Origin of the sequence: Roseibium sp. (assembly GCF_051016195.1) — a bacterium.
Classification (GTDB): domain Bacteria; phylum Pseudomonadota; class Alphaproteobacteria; order Rhizobiales; family Stappiaceae; genus Roseibium.
The window spans coordinates 1,079,043-1,097,563 of the sequence record NZ_CP134616.1 but is presented as its reverse complement, the minus strand read 5'-3'; the positions used below and the strand labels follow the sequence as shown (position 1 = coordinate 1,097,563).

Sequence of the window (18,521 nt, the reverse complement as noted above, 5' to 3'; positions counted from 1 at the left end):
ATGTCCCACCCGCACCAGTACATTTCGCTCGTCACCAGCCTGCCGCATCTCGGCGAACTTTTCACGCGGAAGGAAGTGCCGATTTCACAGTTCCGGTTAAAGCAGCGCCTGTCGATGCTCGAAGACGCGCATGAGCGCCTGCTGAAGGAACTGGTTGAGATCACCGCGTGGGCAGGAGTTGCGAAATACGACCGGGACCTTGAGGTCATCGCGCGGGCGAAACAGGTCATGAACGATCTCAGCGATTACCCGGATCTTCAGCACCTTGTCGGCACGCGCATGGAAACCCGTACACTGATTGCAGCGTTGCGCCGGCGGCACGCGGGCCAGGAAACCTCAGGTGACATAGCGGTGTGGGGATATGGCCGCTGGTGCGGCCGGATCAAGGCCAACTGGAGCGACCCGTCATTCGGCCTGGGCCACTTCATGCCCTGGATCGCGGAGGCGCACCGGCTGATGCGCACCGGTGATCACATTGCCCTTGAGCGCCTGACCCTGACTGAAGTGTTCCGGCAGCTCGATCACTATGGCGCGTTGCACGAGTTCGATTTCGAAGCCGTTGCCATCTATGTGCTGCGGTGGGTGATCGTGGAACGCTGGTCCGGATACGGCGAAGAGGATGCAAAGGCCCGGCTGCAAGCGCTTGTATCCGCGGCGCTCAGCGGGACTGAACCACCTGAACCGGCTGCGGCGGCAAATGATTTTCTTTCAGACAAGACGCCATCCTTGGAGGGAGCCTCTTCATGACCAGCCATGTCCAGCTTCCGGAACCGACTGCCCAGATCATTGCCGTTCAGGATGATCTGGTAACGCTTGCCCCGCTCGAAGACGCTCCACTGATCAAGAACGAAGTGGTTTACATCATCCCGCATGGTCCGGAGCGTGACGGTAAACCGAGGGAATACCTCAAGGCCGAGGTGCTGCGTGTGCGCGGCAAGTCGGCGGAGGCACAGGTCTTTGAAAGCACTTCGGGCGTAAGGGTCGGCGACAAGGTCATCCAGAGTGGTGAAATGCTGTCGGTCGCGTTGGGTCCGGGCTTGCTCAGCACTGTTTTTGACGGCCTGCAGAACCCGCTGGCCGACATTGCCGCCGAACACGGGTTTTTCCTGCCGCGGGGCGTTTTGACCAACGTGCTCGACGAGAACAGGAAATGGGCATTCGAACCGAAGGTGAAGGCCGGCGATGCGGTCAAGGCGGGCGGCACGCTGGGCACCGTCCCTGAAGGCCGCTTTGAACACAAGGTCATGGTTCCGTTTTCCCTGCGTGGCAACTGGTCCGTCGAACGTATTCGCGAGGGCACCTTCACGATCAGCGAGATCGTCGTCACGCTGAAAAACGATCGCGGCGAGACCCGGGACCTGACCATGGTTCAGCACTGGCCGGTGCGGCGCGCCATCCCTGAAGGCCTCGTCAAGGCCGGGCAGAGCGAACGTCTTTATCCGAGCGAACCGCTGATCACCACGCTGCGTCTGATCGACACGTTCTTTCCGATAGCGCGCGGCGGGATGGGCTGCATCCCCGGTCCCTTCGGTGCGGGAAAGACGGTTCTGCAGTCGCTGATTTCGCGGTTCTCTGCGGTCAATATCGTGATTGTCGTCGCATGCGGCGAGCGTGCGGGCGAGGTGGTCGAAACCATTACCGAATTCCCGCATCAGCCGGATCCGTCGGGCGACGGCACGCTGATGGATCGGACCGTTATCATCTGCAACACCTCGTCCATGCCGGTGGCGGCGCGCGAGGCGTCGATCTATACCGGTATCACCCTCGGCGAATACTACCGCCAGATGGGATATGACGTCCTGCTGATCGCGGACAGCACGTCGCGCTGGGCCCAGGCGATGCGTGAAACCTCAGGACGCCTGGAGGAGATTCCGGGCGAAGAGGCTTTTCCCGCCTATCTCGATTCCTCGATCAAGGGCATCTACGAACGGGCCGGCGTCCTGAAGACGGCCACCGGCGATACCGGCAGCCTCACCATGATCGGAACCGTTTCGCCCGCAGGCGGTAACTTTGAGGAGCCGGTGACCCAGTCGACTCTCGGCACCGTCAAGACCTTCCTCGGGCTCTCGTCGGAGCGCGCTTACAAGCGTTTTTACCCGGCGGTCGATCCGCTCCTGTCCTGGTCGCGCTACCATGCACAGCTTGGAGACTGGTACGCGGACAACATCGGGCCCGACTGGGTGCCGAGGGTCGAGGAAATGATCGAGCTTCTGCGCAGGGGCGACGAGATCACCCGCATGATGCAGGTCACCGGCGAAGAGGGTGTTTCAACGGAGGATTTTGTCCTGCAGCAGAAGGCGCTGTTTCTCGATATGGTCTATCTTCAGCAGGACGCATTTGACGACGTCGACGTGTCTGCGCCTCTGACGCGCCAGCAGGAAACCTTCAATCTGGTCTACAGGATTGCGACCTCGGATTTTGCATTCGAGGACAAGGACGCCGTGCGAAAGTTCTTCACCGAACAGACGTCCCTGTTCAAGAACCTCAATTATTCCGCGGATGGCAGCAACGAGCGCGAGGAGCTGCGCGCGCGCATCGAAGCCTTGTTGCACGAGGCTCCGGGTGTTCTGGACGCAGCGTCATCTGACTGATTTATAAACCAGCTTTTGCCCTCTGCCCTGCGGGCAAGTCCCGGCAGCACGATCTCTTGCGTGTAAAATTGCACGGAAATGGGGCTTGAACAAAAAATAACCTTGACCAGTGGTGCGGCTGCTTTCTAAATTTTCTTGACCATTTGGTCAGATCGATTGTCGAGAAGGCAAAATGCCCCTACGGTCGGTCTTGGCCAGTTTGCTGCGGCCCGGGATAACGGTTGGGACCCGTTGGTCCAGGCGGTTTGCAGTGGTGCACATAAACAGAGAAGGATCCGGTCAGATGAGCAGGATCCATAACCAGTAGGGGAATGGCAATGAAGACGTTGAAAAGTCTTGCGCTTGTATCTGCGTTGGGAGCAGGCCTGATTTCGGGTGCAGCCCAGGCAGCGGACGAGCTGACTTTGCAGCTCAAGTGGGTCACTCAAGGCCAGTTTGCAGGTTACTACGTTGCAAAAGACAAGGGATTTTATGACGAGGAAGGACTTGATGTAACCATCAAGCCAGGCGGTCCGGACATCGCGCCGCCGCAGGTGATCGCCGGTGGTGGTGCTGACGTGATCATCGACTGGATGCCGTCTGCCTTGGCCTCGCGCGAGAAGGGCGTGCCGCTCGTCAACATCGCACAGCCGTTCAAGAAGTCGGGGATGATGCTGACCTGCCGCAAGGACACGGGCATTGCGTCGCCGGAAGACTTCAAGGGCAAGACGCTCGGCGTCTGGTTCTTCGGCAATGAGTATCCCTTCCTGTCCTGGATGAGCCAGCTCGGCATTCCGACAGACGGCAGCGATGGCGGCGTGACGGTTCTGAAGCAGGGCTTCAACGTTGACCCGATCCTTCAGAAGCAGGCCGACTGCATTTCCACCATGACCTATAACGAGTATTGGCAGGTGATCGACGCGGGCATTCCGGAAGAAGAACTCGTTGTCTTCAAATATGAAGATCAGGGTGTCGCGACACTGGAAGACGGTCTTTATGTTCTGGAAGACAGCCTTGAAGATCCGGAAATGGTCGACAAGCTAGCCCGCTTCGTGCGCGCTTCCATGAAGGGGTGGGCTTACGCGGCTGAAAACCCGGAAGAGGCTGCTGAAATCGTCCTTGAAAACGACGCCACGGGCGCTCAGACCGAAAAACACCAGATCCGCATGGTTGGTGAAATCATCAAGCTGGTCGATGGCTCCGACGGCAAACTGGACACGGGCGCTTATGACCGCACGGTGAAGTCGCTGCTTGCCGGTGGTTCCGATCCGGTTATCACCAAGGAGCCGGAAGGTGCGACCTCCACGGCGGTGACGGACAAGCTCTGAACCTGTCTCAGATACGTGACGAAAAGGCCGCCTGCCCTGGCGGCCTTTTTGCTTTATACAGGATCATCCGCGCAGCCGAATGAACATGCACACACCGCCGTGGGGGCAATGCCGATGAAGAAATCCGCTGTTGTACTCGGTGCCTACGGTTTCATAGGAACGGCTTGTGTGAAGGCTTTGCAACGCCGTGGCTTTGCCGTTACCGGCGTTGGCAGATCGAAAACAGCGGCGGCAAGGGTTTTGCCCGGCATCGACTGGGTATTCAGGGACATCACGGACGTTTCGGCGAGCGACTGGAAAAACCTCCTTGAGGATGCGGAAGTCGTCGTTAACGCATCGGGCGCCTTGCAGGACGGCGCGCGTGACAATCTGACGGCCATCCACGAAACGGCGATCCGGAACATTTGTGAGGCCCTGGCGGGCAGCGACACAAGGGTCGTTCAGATATCGGCCGCAGGTGTGTCCGAAGAGGCTCCCACAGACTTTTTCCGAAGCAAGGCGCGGGGTGATGCGATCCTGATGGCGTCCGGCCTTGACTGGATTGTTCTGCGCCCGGTTCTGGTTGTCGGCGCCCAGGCTTATGGCGGCACTGCCTTGCTGCGGGCGGCGGCCGCCTTTCCGCTCATACAGGCCATGATCGCGCCGCAGGCGGTGATCAGAACCGTTGGAGTTGATGATCTGGCAGCGGCCGTCGCTGAGGCTGCGGAGGGCAGGCTCGGAAGCCGATTTGTCGCCGACCTTACCGAAGACGGGGAGCAGACCTTCGCCGAGCTGACGCGGACCTTCCGAAACTGGCTCGGTTATCCGGGCTGGAAGCGTCGGCTGACATTGCCCGAGTGGGCGGTTGGCATTGCCGGCAAGGTTGCGGACGCTCTTGGATGGCTCGGCTGGCGCTCTCCTCTCATGACGAACGCGCTCCTCTCATTGAAGGACGGCATCACCGGAGATCCCGAGGCCTGGAAGAACCTGGGCGGCCACCCTCTCAAATCCCTCGGCGAAACGCTGGAAAGTCTGCCGTCCACGGCACAGGAACGCAGCTTCGCGCGGCTTTACCTGGTGCTTCCGCTTGCGATCGGATGCCTGTCGCTGTTCTGGATCCTGTCGGGCGCATTCGGGCTCGTCTCACTGGGGGCTGCAAAAGCCGTTCTGACGGATCAGGGAGTTTCCTCCGCACTTGCGGCAACGGCGGTCATCGGCGGATCAATCATCGATCTGATCCTCGGCATCGGTGTGCTCTTCCGGCGCTGGACGAGGGCCGCGTGCCTGGGGATGATCGCGGTTTCCTTTGGTTATCTGGGGGCAGGGACACTGCTGACACCGCATCTCTGGCTCGACCCGCTCGGGGTCTTCGTCAAGGTGCTGCCGGCCGTCATGCTGGCGCTTGTGGTCTCTCTCGTCTTGGAGGAGCGCTGATGTGGTACGAATTGCTCCGCTTCGCACATGTGATCGGGGCCTGCGTTCTTCTGGGAACCGGCGCGGGCATCGCCTTTTTCATGGTGATGTCGAACCGGTCCGGCAATCCGGCCCTGATTGCGCATGTCGCAGGTATCGTCGTGCTGGCCGACACGGTGTTCACGGCAACGGCTGCGGTCCTGCAGCCCGTTACCGGTTACCTATTGACGCGCGAGGTTGGCTGGCCGCTCACCGAAGGCTGGGTGATCCTGTCGCTGTGCCTTTATGTCGTGGTCGGAGTTTTCTGGCTGCCAGTGGTCCTGATTCAGCTCAGGATGCGCAACCTGGCCGTGGTTGCGGCTCGAAACGCAGAAGCACTTCCCGAGGCGTATCACAGGCTTTACCGGATCTGGTTCGCCTTCGGCTTTCCCGCCTTTGTTTCGGTGCTTGCCATCGTCTGGCTGATGCTGACGCGCCCTGATCTGTCTGGCTGGCTCTGAAGAGCCCTGGATCAGGTCAGTCGGACGGCCGGCGCATGAGGATCCACACCATGGCGCCGATAAAGGCAAAGGTACCAAGGTTCAAAAACGTATCAACCGGATCACCGATCAGCATGTTCGGTCTCCTTCTTGCTGTCCTGCAGGAGTGCCTTCGTCAGACATACCATCAAAAGCACCGTAATGAACACGAACGGCAACGCGCCGAGGGCGATCAGGGTTTTGACCGCGTTCATCGATCCGGAAAGGATCATGGCGGCGCCCAGTATCCCGAGAAGTCCGCCCCAGATAACCCGGACCTTGGCGCTCGGATCGGGATTCCCGCCGGTTGAAAACATGCCAAGCACGAAGGCGGCGCTCACCACGCTCGTGACAATGAAAAGAAACGCGGCGGCGATCGTTGCAACAGTCGTGATTGTCGCAAACGGCAGCCGGTCGAGCAGCGCGAATGTCATGCGTTCGACGTTGGTCTGCGTCAGGGCAAGCAGTTCACCCTGGCCGTTCAGCGTTTCATAAAGGCCGACCCCGCCGAAAGCACCGAACCATATCGTTGAAAACAGGGTCGGGCCGATCAGAACCCCGAGCACAAATTCGCGGATTGTACGGCCCTTGGAAATGCGGGCGACGAAGACACCGACGAACGGTCCCCAGGCAATCCACCAGACCATGTAGGTCAGCGTCCAGTCCCGGAACCACTGGGTGGTCTCGTCGCCGAAGAAGGTGAAGGTCTGCAGGCCGCGCGGGATCACCTCCGCGACATACATTCCGATCCCGCTGACAACGGAATTGAGCAGGAATTCGGATGGCCCCAGAATGATCGTGTAGGCGACCAGCGCGATCGCAAGGCCCATCGCGATATTGGAAAGCTTGGCCATTCCGCTGCCGAGATCGACCAGAAGCGGCGGAATATAGGCCGCGATCATGACGACAAAGACACCCCAGACCAGATAGGCGGGTGTCGCCCCGCCGCCGAAAAGAACGGTGACCCCGTCGGCGACCTGAAACACCCCCATGGCGACCGATCCGCCGACGCCTATGGCAATCGCCGCAATTGCCATGAAATCGGAAAACCAGCCAACGGCATTTGCCCATGTTTCTCCCGGGAACAGGTTCTTGACCGGGGCGCTGACCAGCATCGGCGTCCCGCGCCGGAAGCTGAAATAGGCAATCGTCAGTGCGGTCGTGCCGTAGATCGCCCAGGCATGAATGCCCCAGTTGAAATTCGAGGCCAGCAGTGCCTGTTCCGCCGCGATCGGAGCTGGGATCGTCTGGCTGGCGAGGTAATAGTGCGTGAGCGGTTCGGCGACGGCCCAGAACAACAGCCCGACGCCCATGCCGGCGGCGAACAGCATCGCGATCCATGTTGGCGTCGAGTATTCGGGCCTGTCCTCATCCGCGCCAAGACGGATGTCGCCGAATTTGGTAACGGTCAGGCCGAGGCAGAACAGCAGCATGATCGTGACCGACAGCATCACGAACCAGCCGCGGCTGATGAAATACTGATCGACGATGTCCTTGGCAATCGCCTGCAGGCTGGCAGGGTCGGCCACGCCCCAGATACCGATGACGGCGCAAAGAACGATCGAGGCTGCGAGGAGAACACGGGAATCGTTCATGAAGGCTCATCCTGACTACATTGCAACTAGGCTAATGGGCAAGTGAGCAGACTGCAATCTTGCTACAAACGACAAAGCGCAGACGAACATGTGGTTCGCCTGCGCTTAATGAGAGCTTGACGGCCTTATTCAGCCGCGTCTTTCACGGCCATCGGGTTGTTCGGGTGCGTGGTCCAGTTGGCGTAGTCCTTCTCGACCGGCTTCTTGGTGCGCGGGTCAATGCTGCCTGCGGCCATCGGTTCCATGGTGATGCAGTTCTCCACCGGACAGACATTGACACACAGGTTGCAGCCGACGCATTCCTCGTCGATCACTTCGAAGCGGCGCTCGCCGTTGACCATGCTTGTGATCGCCTGGTGCGAGGTGTCCTCGCAGGCAATATGGCAACGGCCGCACTGGATGCAGAGATCCTGATCGATCTTGGCCTTGGCGATGTAGTTCAGGTTGAGATACTGCCAGTCCGAAACGTTGGGAACCGCGCTGCCGACGAACTGGTCGACGGAAGTATACCCCTTCCGGTCCATCCAGTCGCTGAGGCCTTCGATCATGTCTTCCACGACCTTGAAGCCGTAGGTCATGGCCGCCGTGCAGACCTGAACGGACCCGGCGCCGAGCGCCATGAACTCGGCCGCGTCCTTCCACTCGGTCACGCCTCCGATGCCGGAAATCGGAAGACCGTGTGTTTCGGGATCGCGCGCAATCTCGGCAACCATGTTGAGCGCGATCGGCTTGACCGCCGGGCCGCAGTAGCCGCCATGCGCGCCCTTGCCGTCGACCGACGGCGACGGCGCCATTTCGTCGAGATCGACACCCATGATCGAGTTGATGGTGTTGATCAGCGAGACCGCGTCCGCTCCGCCTTCCTTGGCGGCGCGCGCCGGTTTGCGCACATCGGTGACATTCGGTGTCAGCTTCACGATGCAGGGCATGCGCGAGTGCTTTTTGACCCAGCGCGTCACCATCTCGATATATTCCGGCACCTGGCCGACGGCGGAGCCCATGCCGCGTTCGCTCATTCCGTGCGGGCAGCCGAAATTGAGCTCCACTCCGTCGGCTTCCGTCTCTTCGACGCGCCTGAGGATGTCGATCCAGTTCTGCTCCTCGCAGGGGACCATCAGCGAAACCACGAGAGCCCGGTCCGGCCAGTCGCGCTTGACCCGCTTGATTTCCTGAAGGTTGACCTCCAGGGGGCGGTCCGTGATCAGTTCGATATTGTTGAGGCCGATCAATTGTCGGTCCTTGCCGTGAATGGCCCCGTAACGCGGGCCATTGACATTGACCACTGCCGGGTCTTCCCCGAGCGTCTTCCAGACAACGCCACCCCAGCCGGCCTTGAAGGCGCGGACAACATTGTATTCCTTGTCCGTCGGCGGCGCAGAGGCCAGCCAGAACGGGTTGGGCGATTTGATTCCGATGAAATCTGTACGAAGGTCAGCCATTTTGCCTCTCCCCTAAATCCGAAACGCGGCGCGTTGCTTACGCGCTCAAGGCGGCGTTGATGCTTTCCGCGGCGATTTTTCCGTCTTCGACGGCGGTAACCGTGAGGTCTTCACCACCGAGCACGCAGTCACCGCCGGCCCAGACGTCGCCAAGGCTTGTCTTGCGGTCCGCACCGACAACGATCCGGCCCTTTTCAAGCGAAAGCGAGGCGTCGAGGTCGTCATGGACAAGCATCTGCCCAACAGCCTTGAACACCATGTCGGCGCGAAGCGACACGATCTCTCCCGTTCCCTGAAGCGATCCGTCTTCGCCGGGTTTCGTGCGCTCAAGCTCGATCGAATTGATATGTCCGTTTTCGGTCGAAAGCGCGTGTGGCTGGGCGTTGGTGAGGATCTTGACGCCCGATGTCTGTGCAAGGTCCTGCTCGAATTTCGACGCGTTCATGCGGTCCTGGCCGCGCCGGTAAACGATCGTCACGTCCTCTGCGCCCAGAAGTTTCTTTTGAACCGCAATATCGACCGCTGTCATACCCCCGCCGATCACCACGATGTGCCGCCCGACCGGAAGCTTGCCGAGTTCTTCCGCCTGTCGGATGTCGGAGATGTAGTCGACCGCGTTCAGAACGCCGCCATGGTCCTCGTTCTCCTTGCCGAGCGCATTGACGCCGCCGAGACCGATTGCCAGGAAAACGGCGTCATGGGTTGCCCGCAGTTCGGCAAGTTCGAGATTGTCGCCGAGACGCATGCCGGTTTTCAGCTCGATGCCACCGATCGTGAGAATGAAGTCGACTTCTCGCGCGGCGAAATTGTCAACCGACTTGTAGGACGCGATTCCATACTCGTTCAGCCCTCCGGCCTTGTCGCGGGCATCGAAGAGCGTGACATCGTGGCCATGGACGGCCAGCCTGTGTGCGCAGGACAGACCTGCCGGGCCTGCGCCCACGACGGCAACCTTCTTGCCTGTCGAAGCGGCGCGCGTGAACGGCGTCTCGTCGTGTCCGGACATGTAGTGATCCGTCGCATAACGCTGAAGCTGTCCGATCTTCACCGGCTTGCCTTCCGCAACCTCGCGCACGCAAACCTGCTCGCAGAGGGTCTCCGTCGGACAGACACGGGCACACATGCCGCCGAGGATATTCTGCTCGAAGATCGTCTTGGCCGAACCGTCCGGGTTTCCGGTCGATATCTGGCGGATGAACTGGGGGATGTCGATGCTTGTCGGGCACGCCTGCATGCAGGGCGCGTCGTAGCAGAAATAGCAGCGGTCGGCTTCGACCTGCGCTTCGTGCGGTTCAAGCAGCGGATGAAGGTCGCTGAAATTCTCCGCATATGCATCCTGGTGCAGGCGTCCGGCGGCAATATCCGGGCCGGCTTTGGTCTGGGTCATTTCGATCTCCGGAAGGTTGGCGATCACATATCGGTTTGGCCTCCTTCTTTTGAGGAAGCTCTAGGGGTATTGGGCAAAAATTTGAACAGTTAGTCAAATTTTTTTTAGAACAATTAAAAACTTGAAGGAAAAAGTCAGAAATAAAGCGCTTTAGTCGCAGGAAGTTAGGCCAAAAAATCAGCCTGCACAAATATATGGCACTGCGCCGGATTGAGTAGGAAAATCAGAGCCGAAATCACAAATTCCGGCTCACGCCGACGAGATCGGGTGCCGCAGCGGTTGCGACGCATTGATGTTGCGCCGGTTCGAAACCATTTGCGACGCCGCGGCAAGACGGGAAGGCAGAACACGGACGGTGATGACCAGCAGGCTCAAAGGCCAGAACACGGACACGAAGAACACCTTGGCGAGGCGGATATGCGTATCCTGGAAATCGTCCAGCAAATCCGATGTCGAAAGGATCAGAAACAGGAGTGTTACCGCGCCATAGAGAATGGCACCGGCCATAAAACCGATGATCATTTTGCTACCCACTTTCGGCTGAGACAGGATCGCGATCCGGGTTCTTGCCCACCGACCGGCCCACCGACCGGACTGCGATGATCCGCCCACCACTTTGCACCCGCTGACAATAACGCGGATCGGGACGCGCGCGTTGCGCGGACGTTTGTTCACGCAACTGATTCTGGTTTGTTCACAGGAAAGGCCGGTTTATTACAGCGGCGGGCCGAGAAACTCGACTTGCCAGTATCGGCTGAAGGCATTGAGCGCATCAGTGTCCGGATGCCCGTCTTTCATCACTTCGCCAAGACCTTTGAAAAAGCCTGTTGCATCAAGCGCCGGACAGATGACGATGAACTGCCGGGCCGGTTCGCCGCTGTCATTGCGGAAAGCGTGGGCGCTGCCGCCCGGGATTGTCACGAAATCCCCTGCCTCGGCGTAAAACCGTTTTCCGTCTATTTCATAGAGATACCGGCCCTCAAGCACGCGGAAGATTTCCGTTTCAGGATGACGGTGAAGCGGGGGGCCGTATCCCGGGGCGTTTTCGGTTTCGATGATGCTCATCGCACCGTTGCTCTGACCTGGCTCCATGCGAACCGTGAGTTTCAGTCCGATCTCAGGGATGGACAGAACGGGCTGTCGAGCACCGAGATCGTCAAATCTGGAATGGAGAAAACTGAAGTCCATCAGTGATTCCTCTGGCCGTTTTGTTTGCCGTTTCCTACTCCGGGTACCAGAGCCGGGCCTTTTCGGCACCGCGTTCGATGATGACATGACCATTGGCAAAGACACGGTAGGCATGGCTCCAGTCGCCGTCCGGCCACTTGATGCGGATATTCGCCCTTTCCGCAACGCCCAGGCCGAACTGAACGAATCCCATCTGCCCGGACGCGTGCCCGCCTCCGACCTGGATGTCCTTCACCATTGTGCGATTGCCCGTTTTCACGCTGATCTTCGCACCAACGGCGCGGGTGTTGGCCGCGCCCGGCTGCCGCACGTCAACGGCAAGCCAGTTACCGAGCGGCCGCGGACTGGCTTCCGTTCCCTGCCCGAGATTGCGGAACAGGCTGACGGGTGCGGCGCGATTGACCACCACGAGATCGAGCAGACCATCTGAATTGAAGTCGGCAAGCCCGGCGCCGCGTCCCCTGCGGTCCAGTCCGATGCCGGAAAGACCGCCAGCTTCCACGAATTTTCCGTTCCACTGACCGATGAGCAAATTGTCCGGATCGAAAGCCGCGAAATCCGGCATTGCCTCCACATTGCCCTTGGCGATGTAGAGATCCCAGAGACCGTCATTGTTGACGTCCTGAAATTCTGAATGCCAGCCGGTCGAGGGTTTAAGGTCCTCGCCCGCATAGGGACGGTGCGCGGTGACACCCAGATCAAAGGCGATATCCTGGTAAACAGGGACGGTTTCGTCCGTTTCCACATCCAGTTTCTGGAGCTTGGTATCGCCCATGCTGGTAAGCGCGTATTCGGGAAAGCCGTCCACGTCCAGATCGACGGACGCGATGCCCATGCCCCAGATCTTCAGGTGCTGCCAGCCGTCTGTTTTGCGATAGGGGCGTGGTGGCCGTTTGGCGGGAACGGCCCAAAGCTGTTCCTGGCCGCCGCGATAGTAGTGACGATCGTTGGAGACCCGCAGCGAAGGTTCTCCGGACCGGTTCCAGTCGGTGAAAAGGATCGAAAGCGCGCAATAACCGGGCGAAAGCCGCACGGGTTCCGGGTAGGAAAGCGCACCGTTGCCTCCGAGTTCCGGGCGGAACAGGAAATTGTCGTGACAGGTGCCCCAGGGCGCGCCGGGTTGTGAGCGATCCACATAGTTGCCGAAAGCGAGCGTCGGATAATCCAGATCCGCCTCATAGGTCGCCGAAAAGGCGGTTGTCCACGCGCGCCCGCCCTGAAATGAAAGGCTGCGGTTTGCAACTTCAAAGGTGCAGTCGCCCTTGCCCTTCAGGAGCAGGTTTTCCCCAAGCCGCAGCACAACCAGATCGAGAACGTCATCATTGTCGAGATCCAGCGGATAGGCGCCGAGAACCTTTGTCATGCTCTTGCGGTCAACGGACGTATCGACTGGCGAGAATTGCAGGGCACCGCCGGTCGGACTCCGGTTTTCGAACAACTGCGCCGGATTTTTTCCGCCGGCCAGAAACAGGTCGGGTCGCCGGTCGCCGTTGCAGTCGAAGATCGCGGAGCCACCACCGACGAAATACTCCCATGCGCCGTCGTAGCTGTGATCGATGCCTGCGCTCTGCGCTTCTTCTGCAAACTGCGGAACTGGGGCTGCGGATTCCGGCATGTCGTCCGCGTTCGAAGGGAGCGTCACCACCGTGCAGGCAGCGAGTGCCAGAAAGGCCGGGTGTTTCTGGGCAGCGCGTATCATGGCGCAATCTCCAGGCTTCGCAGGAAGGCGATGACCGATTGCCGTTCGCTTTCCGCAAGACCGGCATAGGCGTCGCGGCTGGCCTTTGCCGTCCCGCCATGCGCGCGGATGGCCTCGTCGAGCGTGGTCAGGTCACCGCGGTGTCCATAGGGCGCTGTGCTGCCGATGCCCCAAAGCTCAGCCGTGATAAAGACGTCCCTTGCAACGAACCTCTGTGCCAGCAGTTCGTTACCGAACGTGTCGTTTTGCGCATCCGCGATCCTGTGGCGTTTCAGGTCGCCAAAGAGAGGGACCAGGACGCGGCCCGTTTCGTCCCTTGGCAGCGCCTGCACCCAGTCAAGCGTCGCAAGATCGAGCGCAAGGGGTTGCTCGAGGTCGCTCTGGCGGAGTGTCCCGGCTGTGTCAAACGGACCGGGATCATGGAAAACCAGCGAGTCGAGCGGCAGGGAAGGCCTGTGGCACGACACGCAGCCGATCTCGCCGAACAGTCGCTCACCTTTTGCGCCGGCGCTTTTCCAAACGTCGGGCAGATCTTGCCTGCGCGTGGGAGCCGGTAGCGTTGCCTGCCATGCCACGAGCGCGGAAATCTGTCCGGCGGACATTTCAGCGGCAAAGCCGTCAGCGTCGAAATCGTCGGTTCCGGTCCACATCGGACCGAACCGCTCGGTCGGCTGAATCCCGTGGTGGGCATTCATGGCGTTGACGGTGAACTGGCGCAGCGATGCGAACACGCCCTTCTGGCTGAAGGGCCGGATTGTGAGGTCGTCGTCGACGCCGTCGAGCTTGGAAACGTCCAGCGTGCCGTCGGGAAATGCGGTGATGCTCCCGAACGAAACATCCTTCGATGTGAGCGAAACCGTTTCCGGCTCGCCGGTGGACCGTGCGGCGTTCAATGCGTCCCGTCGTTGCTTGCGAAGCTCGGTGGTCATTTCCCTGGCCAGCAGCTCGATCAGCCCGGCACCCTGGATCGCGTTGGTATTGCGCTCGTTTGAAAATTGCGGGTCGATCGTGTCGAAATCGGCGCTTTCGAAGCCCTCCGACACGAACACATTGGCGGTGAAGGATCCGGCACCGCCGACAACCGGTTCGTTGTGGCACGAGGCGCACGCATTGGCGTCAGGTCCCGCGAGCCGCTGGAAAGTGAGGTGCGACCGGCGGCGGACCTTTGTCGGTACGATGGCCCCGGTTGCATCCGGCCGGCCGGCCCCGTCAAGGCTGGTGAACTTGGCCGAGAAAAGATGTTCTCCGAGCGGCTGGAGCACCGGAATGGGGTCCTGGCCGGACGCCGCCAGCTGATTGATGTCGATATCCTCCTGGATCGCCTTCTCGCTCCAGGGCGGAAGATCCGGGTCGGCAATCGCTGGCATCTGCCAAACCGTTCCGGCAAGGGCGGCTGTCAAGGCAAGTCTCGAAAGGCCTGTCACGCCGATAGCTCCTCGCTGTCTGCACGCCCGACAGGATTCGTGCGGGTTGACGCCGCGCCGAGAAAATCCTTGTCCAGACGTTCCATCGATTGTGCGATCAGGCCGCTTCGAATGAAGTCCTCGTTCCAGGGCATGACATCAAGTGAAAAATTGTTCCTGAGGTCGGCGACGAGTGCCTCCTCGAGCCCTTCCCACATGGATTTTTCCATGTAGGAGAAGGCGCGGACGGCAGCGCCGGTGAGCACCAGCCGTTTGGGATCGATCATGGCGATGACCCGGGCAATCCCGTATCCAAGCACACGGCCTGCTTCCTGAAACGCCTTGAGAGCATCCTGATCGCCGGAACCGGCGCGCTCCAGAAGGTGCGCAAGGCCGCGTACTCCCGCCTTGATGCTGACAGGGTCCGTGTCTTCCGGAAGATGGCTCGCGGCCCGGACCAGAGCGTAGTCCGAGAGGTAGGCTTCCAGGCAGCCGCGTTTGCCGCAGCGGCAAAGCGCGCCGCCCGGAATGTGGTTCGCGTGCCCGAATTCAGCGGCGGTGCCGCTTGCTCCGGAGAACAGCTGGTTGTTGAGATAGAGCCCCATGCCGACACCGTAGTCCAGCATGATCACCGCGAAGGTACCGCTGTATCGATTGGGGTCGGACCAGTGCAGTGCCTCCGTTATCATGTTGGTGTCATTGGAGATATAACATTCGGCACCAAATGCATCCTGCAGCGGCGCGACGACGGGAATTCCGCGTCCGGCAAAGGCCGGGCTCCACGCAACCTGTCCCGTTTCCGTTTCAACCACCCCCTGCGCCGCGACACCGATCTCGCAGACATGCGAGGGATCGACACCCGCCTCATCGAGGAAGCTGCGGATCGCCGAAATGATGGTTTGCGGAAAACTGTCAGCGTCTGCCACCGTGCTGTCGAACTTGATGCGCCTGTCCAGGACAACCTCACCGGCAAAATTGACCAGCGAAAGATCGATATTGTTGACCGACAGGCGGGCACAGACGATAAAAACGGCGCCCGGAGACAGCTTCAGGAGAGTTCTCGGACGCCCGCGCGCCTGAGGCGCTTTGGGCTCTTCGCTCTCCAGACTGACAATCAGTCCCTGATCCAGAAGATCGGAGGTGATTGCCGTTACGGTTGCGGGGCTCAGACGCGTGATCTGGCCGAGATCAATCCGTGCCATCGGTCCGCTTCTGCGCAGCGCCTGGAGTACGATACTTCGGTTTTGCCGCCGGATCTGGTCCCGGTCCGCCTTGCGTGTCATGCTCGCTCAGCTCTTCCTAAGATGTTTCCTCTGCACCGGGTTTCTCCCGGTTTTTCTCTGTTTCGAGGACAATTTATAGCCTGTTCGAACAGAGTTTTGCAAAACCATGTTGACAGGAGCGACGCTTTCCTGCAACTTTTTTTCGGACACCAAAAAAAATAACAACAAGGCTGTCCCATTTGCGGCACTGCAACAAAGTGCCGACTGACAAAGTGCATTTTTCGGTGCGGCTGACACGCAGGCCGCGCCAACTGGAGGAAACATCGCAATGCGTAAAATTACCACTTTGCTGGCGGGCGCTCTGCTGTCCGCGACCGCTCTGACCGCCGCCCAGGCAGACGACATTGTTGTTGGCGTGAGCTGGTCGAATTTCCAGGAAGAACGCTGGAAGACGGATGAAGCAGCCATCAAGGGCGCTCTGGAAGCGGCCGGTGCGAAATACATTTCTGCCGATGCGCAGAGCTCTTCCGCGAAGCAGCTCTCCGACGTTGAAGCACTGATCGCACAAGGGGCTACGGCTCTGATCATCCTCGCACAGGACGCCCAGGCGATCGGCCCGGCTGTTCAGGCTGCCGCCGATGAAGGCATCCCGGTTGTCGGCTACGACCGTCTGATCGACGACTCGCGCGCCTTCTACCTGACATTCGACAACGTTGAAGTCGGCCGTATGCAGGCTGCAGCTGTTCTTGCGGCTCAGCCGAAGGGCAGTTACGTCATGATCAAGGGCTCCCCGACCGATCCGAACGCGGATTTCCTCCGCGGCGGTCAGCAGGAAGTCCTTCAGGCAGCGCTTGATTCCGGCGACATCAAGATCGTTGGCGAGGCCTACACCGACGGCTGGCTGCCGGCGAACGCTCAGCGCAACATGGAACAGATCCTGACGGCAAACGACAACAACGTCGATGCCGTGGTCGCATCCAACGACGGCACCGCCGGCGGCGTCGTCGCGGCGCTGACCGCACAGGGCATGGATGGCATTCCGGTGTCCGGCCAGGACGGTGACCATGCAGCCCTGAACCGTGTTGCCAAGGGCACGCAGACCGTTTCAGTCTGGAAGGACGCGCGTGAACTCGGCAAGGCTGCCGGTGAAATCGCCGTCGCTCTTGCTGGTGGCTCGGAAATGTCGGCCGTGGATGGCGCCGGCAGCTGGACGTCTCCCGGCGGGACGGAGCTGACCGCGAAGTTCCTGGCACCGCTTCCGATCACCAAGGACAACCTGAGCGCCGTTGTCAACGCAGGCTGGATTTCCAAGGACGATCTGTGCCAGGGCGTGTCCGGCGGTCCGGCTCCCTGTAACTGATAGACTTGCCGAAAACGCGGCCCCGGACGTAAGATCGGGGCCGCAGCAAAACGGGTGCATCAAGGCACCACGGGCAGACCACCCGGCAAACAGCGAAACGGTCTCCAAGCAGGAGTTACCCTGATGTCCGACACCGCTCTGCCCGGCTCAAAACGCCCGGCGGCCCGAAACTTGTTTGCGGCACTGCAGCTCGACACGAGACTACTGGGAATGATCGGGGCGTTTGTCGTCCTGTGCCTCATCTTCAACGTGTTCACAGACGGCCGCTTCCTGACGCCGCGAAACATCTTCAATCTGACGATCCAGACCGTCTCCGTCGCGATCATGGCGACAGGCATGGTGTTCGTCATCGTGACCCGCCACATCGATCTGTCGGTCGGTTCCCTTCTGGCGACCGTTGCCGCCGTCATGGCCGTGGTGCAGACGGATCTTCTCGCACATCCGGATGTGCTCGGACTTGGTCATCCGGCGATCTGGGTGCTCGCGCTGATAGCCGGTATCTGTGTCGGTGTCGCGATCGGAGCCTTCCAGGGCTGGATGATCGGCTACCTCGGCATTCCGGCGTTCATCGTGACACTCGGCGGGCTGCTGGTCTGGCGGAACGTGGCCTGGTTCATCACCTCCGGACAGACGATCGGGCCTTTGAACGAGACATTTACAATGCTTGGCGGCATTGGCGGAACCATGGGCGAGAGCGCGTCCTGGATCTTCGGGCTTCTCGCGGTCGGTATCGTGTTGTGGCTGCAGGTCGCTTCGCGCCGACGCCGCGCCTCGCATGGCTTTCCGGTCAAACCCGTATGGGCCGAACTTGCCCTCGGAGCAATCTCGACGGTGGCCATACTCGGGTTTGTGGCGATCCTGAATGCCTATCACATACCGCCCGCACGGCTGAAACGGATGTTCGAGGCCGTTGGCGAGACCATGCCCGAAGGGCTCGAGGTCGGTTACGGTATTCCCTATTCGGTCGTGCTTCTGATCCTCGTGGCGGTTGCCATGACGGTGGTTGCACGCCGGACGCGCCTTGGCCGCTATATCTTCGCAACGGGCGGCAATCCGGACGCGGCAGAGCTGTCGGGCATCAACACGCGTTTCCTGACGGTCAAGATTTTTGCGATCATGGGCGGCCTGTGTGCGCTTGCCGGGGCCGTCGCCTCTGCCCGTCTCGGCTTTTCGACAAACGACATCGGCACGCTCGACGAACTTCGCGTGATTGCGGCAGCGGTGATCGGCGGAACGGCACTCGCCGGCGGCGTCGGCACGATCTACGGCGCTATCCTCGGGGCCCTGATCATGCAGTCGCTGCAATCCGGCATGGCGATGGTGGGCGTTGACGCCCCACTGCAGAACATCGTGGTCGGCGTCGTTCTGGTCGTGGCCGTCCTGGTCGATATCATCTACCGCAAGCGTACGGGAGAGTAA

15 protein-coding genes are annotated in these 18,521 nt (G+C 60.3%); 7 read left to right on the top strand and 8 right to left on the bottom strand.

All coding sequences use genetic code 11. The annotated features are described in order from the left end of the window. The 5 genes from RDA78_RS04990 to RDA78_RS04970 all read left to right on the top strand — a co-directional run bounded on the left by RDA78_RS04990 (position 1) and on the right by RDA78_RS04970 (position 5,790). Entirely contained in the window at positions 1-747 is a 747-nt protein-coding gene (locus tag RDA78_RS04990) for a hypothetical protein (protein ID WP_434054254.1), read from the top strand. After that, positions 744-2,591 (top strand): V-type ATP synthase subunit A, encoded by a 1,848-nt coding sequence (locus RDA78_RS04985; RefSeq protein ID WP_434054253.1) that lies wholly within the window; start codon positions 744-746, stop codon positions 2,589-2,591. The genes RDA78_RS04990 and RDA78_RS04985 overlap by 4 nt, the downstream gene beginning before the upstream one ends. A 317-nt stretch (positions 2,592-2,908) precedes the next feature. Then, positions 2,909-3,898: an ABC transporter substrate-binding protein gene (locus RDA78_RS04980; protein WP_434054252.1), complete on the top strand. Its 990-nt coding sequence runs from the start codon at positions 2,909-2,911 to the stop codon at positions 3,896-3,898. A 114-nt stretch (positions 3,899-4,012) separates the two neighbouring features. Next, a complete protein-coding gene (locus RDA78_RS04975; RefSeq protein WP_434054251.1) occupies positions 4,013-5,311 on the top strand; it encodes an SDR family oxidoreductase in 1,299 nt (432 codons plus the stop codon). Then, positions 5,311-5,790 (top strand): DUF2269 family protein, encoded by a 480-nt coding sequence (locus tag RDA78_RS04970; protein WP_434054250.1) that lies wholly within the window; start codon positions 5,311-5,313, stop codon positions 5,788-5,790. The genes RDA78_RS04975 and RDA78_RS04970 overlap by 1 nt, the downstream gene beginning before the upstream one ends. Before the next feature lie 101 nt (positions 5,791-5,891). Here RDA78_RS04970 and RDA78_RS04965 read toward each other — a convergent pair whose 3' ends face one another. The 8 genes from RDA78_RS04965 to RDA78_RS04930 form a co-directional block, all read right to left on the bottom strand. Next, positions 5,892-7,403 (bottom strand): BCCT family transporter, encoded by a 1,512-nt coding sequence (locus RDA78_RS04965; protein WP_434054249.1) that lies wholly within the window; start codon positions 7,401-7,403, stop codon positions 5,892-5,894. A 125-nt stretch (positions 7,404-7,528) separates the two neighbouring features. Continuing rightward, positions 7,529-8,842 carry an NAD-dependent dihydropyrimidine dehydrogenase subunit PreA gene (gene preA, locus RDA78_RS04960; RefSeq protein WP_434054248.1) on the bottom strand — a complete coding sequence of 438 codons (1,314 nt, stop codon included), beginning with the start codon at positions 8,840-8,842 and terminating at the stop codon, positions 7,529-7,531. Positions 8,843-8,879: 37 nt separating this feature from the next. Continuing rightward, positions 8,880-10,229 carry an NAD(P)-dependent oxidoreductase gene (locus RDA78_RS04955; RefSeq protein ID WP_434054247.1) on the bottom strand — a complete coding sequence of 450 codons (1,350 nt, stop codon included), beginning with the start codon at positions 10,227-10,229 and terminating at the stop codon, positions 8,880-8,882. A gap of 249 nt (positions 10,230-10,478) precedes the next feature. After that, positions 10,479-10,751, bottom strand: coding sequence for a hypothetical protein (locus RDA78_RS04950; RefSeq protein WP_434054246.1), 273 nt, complete (start codon positions 10,749-10,751; stop codon positions 10,479-10,481). Positions 10,752-10,943: 192 nt separating this feature from the next. Then, complete coding sequence (locus tag RDA78_RS04945; protein ID WP_434054245.1) at positions 10,944-11,417, bottom strand: cupin domain-containing protein; 474 nt, start codon at positions 11,415-11,417, stop codon at positions 10,944-10,946. A 34-nt stretch (positions 11,418-11,451) separates the two neighbouring features. Then, positions 11,452-13,116, bottom strand: coding sequence for a CRTAC1 family protein (locus RDA78_RS04940; RefSeq protein WP_434054244.1), 1,665 nt, complete (start codon positions 13,114-13,116; stop codon positions 11,452-11,454). Further along, positions 13,113-14,540, bottom strand: a complete 1,428-nt coding sequence (locus tag RDA78_RS04935; protein WP_434054243.1) for a di-heme oxidoredictase family protein — start codon at positions 14,538-14,540, stop codon at positions 13,113-13,115. The genes RDA78_RS04940 and RDA78_RS04935 overlap by 4 nt, the downstream gene beginning before the upstream one ends. Beyond that, positions 14,537-15,802, bottom strand: a complete 1,266-nt coding sequence (locus RDA78_RS04930) for an ROK family protein (protein WP_434054242.1) — start codon at positions 15,800-15,802, stop codon at positions 14,537-14,539. The genes RDA78_RS04935 and RDA78_RS04930 overlap by 4 nt, the downstream gene beginning before the upstream one ends. Before the next feature lie 268 nt (positions 15,803-16,070). Between RDA78_RS04930 and xylF the strand changes: the two genes are divergently transcribed. Continuing rightward, positions 16,071-17,102 carry a D-xylose ABC transporter substrate-binding protein gene (gene xylF / locus RDA78_RS04925; RefSeq protein ID WP_434054241.1) on the top strand — a complete coding sequence of 344 codons (1,032 nt, stop codon included), beginning with the start codon at positions 16,071-16,073 and terminating at the stop codon, positions 17,100-17,102. Positions 17,103-17,225: 123 nt separating this feature from the next. After that, positions 17,226-18,521: a sugar ABC transporter permease gene (locus RDA78_RS04920; protein WP_434054240.1), complete on the top strand. Its 1,296-nt coding sequence runs from the start codon at positions 17,226-17,228 to the stop codon at positions 18,519-18,521.